Consider the following 2658-nt stretch of genomic DNA (forward strand, 5'->3'; position numbering starts at 1 on the left):
GCAAAAACTGCAATCTTTCTTTCAATTCTTTATTTATATGTCGACGGCGGTTGCTATCTTTATGTTGAGTTTTAGAGTTGATGATCGCGTACTTGCACTCATTGGAGGAACGATTGCAGTATCCGTAGGTTTTGCATTAAAAGATTTAACCGCATCGTTCATTGCAGGGTTAACGGTTATGATAGATCGTCCATTCCAAGTAGGTGACCGCGTCACTTTTGAGGGGCATTATGGAGACATTATTGCGATAGGTCTACGGTCAGTACGAATGCAAACACTTAATGATGACATTGTAACGATACCGAATAATAAATTTTTAAATGACGTAACCGTGAGTGGAAATTATGGTGGGATTGATATGCAGGTTGTGATCCCTTTTTATATTGGAATGGATCAGGATATTAATAAGGCACGGGATATTATACAAGAGGCTGCATCTTCAAGTCGGTATATTCATTTACCAAAACCAGTCGTTGTTTTAGTTAAACAAACGATTACAGAAAATTATCTGGTGATCCAACTTACGTGTAAAGCTTATGTTGTTGATATTAAATTAGAAAAGTTATTCGAAACCGATATTACTTTACGTGTAATGCAAGAATTTAGAAAAGAAGACATTATGCCTCCAACGATAGCAATTCAAAAGAAATAGAATTGAGCTAGGACGGTTATACCAATCGTTTATTTATGACGTTTAAATAGAAGAAGGGGCATTCAGGTTTATAATAAATAAAGCCAATAAGGGTCGTGATCTTACTGGCTTTATTACGATTAATTAACGTGATTTATTTGTTTAATTTTAGTTATATCGTAATCGGAATTGATGTCATAAATATTGCCTTGATCGGTATAAATAGTAAAACCGGCATCACGAGAAAATACTTTTTCAACCTTACCTGGTAATTTTTTACTTCTTAAACCGCCACCAGACTGTTGGAACCCCCATGTATCAAGGAGGAAGTGGGGTGATGGTTCTCGTAGAAAGACTCTGGTAAGCAAGTAAGCGCCACCGTTCGCGTTAAATGCGGATATATCCTCTTTTGATACAAGGAAATTTGCATCAGAAAACTTAATGTGGTTTGGTCTGTTTTCATCATAATAATAATATTTAATGTATTCGCCAAACGTAACTTCTGCATTGATATCCCATATACCTTGCCATGAGATGATATGTCCATCTTTACGTATTGCGGTATAACCATTTGTGTTAGTTGTTATATCGATAATATTGATTAATTTGTCGACTTGCTTTACTTGTTCAGAATAGATATTACCGCCACTAAAAATCGTACCCCATGTAATGACGTCACCATCAAATGTGAGTGCAGCAAAAGATCCAGAAGCTCCGACGATTTTTTTTACATTCGTTAGCTTCGTCTCTAATTTATGCTCGGAGTGTTTTTTTTCTGGCGCATAAGCGGCAGGAATAGAAATCTGTTTGTAGCCTTTACCACAGATAGGATCATAGGCTGGTTCATAATCAGGATCAAACTCATAGTCTGGGTCATCACCATATGGAGCATAATCATCAAGTAATTCAGGGACACATTTTTTACTTGCTTTAAAGTAAACTTGCTCAAAACTATAATAGTCATAAATAAATGCCCCCCCTTTGGTTCTGCTTCCCCATGTATCAACGGTTCCATCTGATTTTAGAAAGGCAAAAGCACTATCATTTGCGATGATGTTAGTTACGTTTTGGCTAACTAACTCACCTTGTGTTTTTGCTAATTTCCCCCATTGATACAGATAACCTTGATCCGTTAAAAGGGCATAGTTACCTTTATAATCATATTTTAATTCGACAAGGTGAGTGATATCTCCTTGTATATCGGTACATGATATTTTTCCGGTGTCTTCAAGTAAGCAAGCTTTGCCTTCTTCTGTCTGGAGCACTGTGCTGCTTTCGCTGGTTAAAATATCAATGACATTATCAATACCCAGTTTTTTGTTCATGTGATTAGTACTACCAATGACATAAACATTACCAACATTAGTTAATATTGAGAAATAGGTATTCGCAGAATTAACTTTTTTAACGCTTTCAAGATTGATTGCGTTAATTAATACTTCACTCTGTATATTCTTTGGTCCCCATAAATAAAAATCACCATTCGTTTTAACACCAGAAAATGCACTGGAATTAGCATAAATAGAGGTAAATTCATTATTATCAGAAGAGGGTATTTTTTGAAAATGATTCTCAGCTTGATAAGCAAAGCTACCATCAAGAATATGATTCCATTCAAGAACATGGCCATCATTAAATAAGGTGACTTTACTGTACTTGTTATCTACTTGTTGAAGAGGAAAAGCTTTGTAGAATGTTTTTACGAATGGTTTAGTCACTTGTTCTTTATAATTAAGTTGTGCTGATACCGTAATAGGCAAAAGGTGTTCGTTTTCTTTTAAGTCATATTCGCAATTATTTGAAACCTCTGTTTCACCAACAAGCCACTGACAAGATATAGTTTCAGAATGATCCGTAATACTATCGGTTGAAAAAACAACCTTTAAAGAATCGAGACTAGCATAGTCGTTTACTGGTTGTTGTGTATAAAGCATTGATTTCAAACTTATGCCATCAAGTTTGACGGTTTTCTCTGGCTTGATAAGATTATCTGTTTTATCTGTTTTATCTGTTTTATCTGTTTTATC

2 protein-coding genes are annotated in these 2658 nt (G+C 35.2%); one reads left to right on the forward strand and one right to left on the reverse strand.

Annotated elements, in window-relative coordinates; genetic code table 11:
* Positions 1-652: mechanosensitive ion channel family protein (locus tag AACV33_RS01415; RefSeq protein ID WP_182700677.1), on the forward strand; the 652-nt coding region annotated here is incomplete at its 5' end.
* 119 nt (positions 653-771) lie between these two features.
* Here AACV33_RS01415 and AACV33_RS01420 read toward each other — a convergent pair.
* Positions 772-2658, reverse strand: a 1887-nt coding sequence (locus AACV33_RS01420; protein WP_182700678.1) for a hypothetical protein, incomplete at its 5' end; no start/stop codon positions are given.

The organism is Aliivibrio sp. SR45-2 (genome assembly GCF_963890165.1).
Taxonomy (GTDB): Bacteria; Pseudomonadota; Gammaproteobacteria; order Enterobacterales; family Vibrionaceae; genus Aliivibrio; species Aliivibrio salmonicida.